This is a genomic window from Arthrobacter sp. GMC3 (assembly GCF_002929305.1).
Taxonomy (GTDB): domain Bacteria; phylum Actinomycetota; class Actinomycetes; order Actinomycetales; family Micrococcaceae; genus Specibacter.
The window spans coordinates 1-561 of the sequence record NZ_PJIO01000133.1 but is presented as its reverse complement, the minus strand read 5'-3'; the positions used below and the strand labels follow the sequence as shown (position 1 = coordinate 561).

Here is a 561-nt window from a genome sequence, read left to right as displayed (position 1 = left end):
CTGTCGCAGGGTGGTGGCGAGGGGTAGAGGGGGTAGATGGCGGAAGGCAGTGAGAGTCGAACTCACCCGGGAACGGCTGCCGTCCCCAACCGGGTTTGAAGCCCGGCCGCACCACCGGGTGCGATTGCCTTCGTTATTGATTTACAAGGAATTTTCCTGCCCCGACTGTAGCTCGGAGGCGGGAGTGTCGGAGAAGTGTCGAAAGTCCCTAGCAGGACCAAACGCTAACACGTCTTGCAGATGATCGGGCGCAAGGTGCGCGTAGCGCATTGTCATCGCCAGGGACGAGTGACCGAGGATCTTCTGCAAGGTCAGGATATTGCCACCGTTCGCGATGAAGTGTGAGGCGAAGGTATGCCGCAACACATGCGACTTTTGTCCGGCAGGCAGACCCAGCCCGGCACGCGACACAGCTTCATCGAACCGATCCCGGCAGTTGGTGAACGCACCGTGTTCCCGAAGGTGCTGGCGTATCCGCTCCGCTAGCTTCGGATCGATCGGCACCACACGACGACGCTTCGACTTCGTGTTCACGAACTGGAGCATGCCATCGCCCACCCG

1 protein-coding gene and 1 tRNA gene are annotated in these 561 nt (G+C 60.6%); both read right to left on the bottom strand.

Translation table 11 applies throughout. The annotated features are described in order from the left end of the window. Window positions 1-37: 37 nt before the first annotated feature. Window positions 38-133 (bottom strand) — tRNA-Sec (locus tag CXQ94_RS23990). Between the two features lie 8 nt (window positions 134-141). After that, on the bottom strand, window positions 142-561 hold a 420-nt coding region (locus CXQ94_RS23985; RefSeq protein WP_219817129.1), incomplete at its 5' end, for a tyrosine-type recombinase/integrase.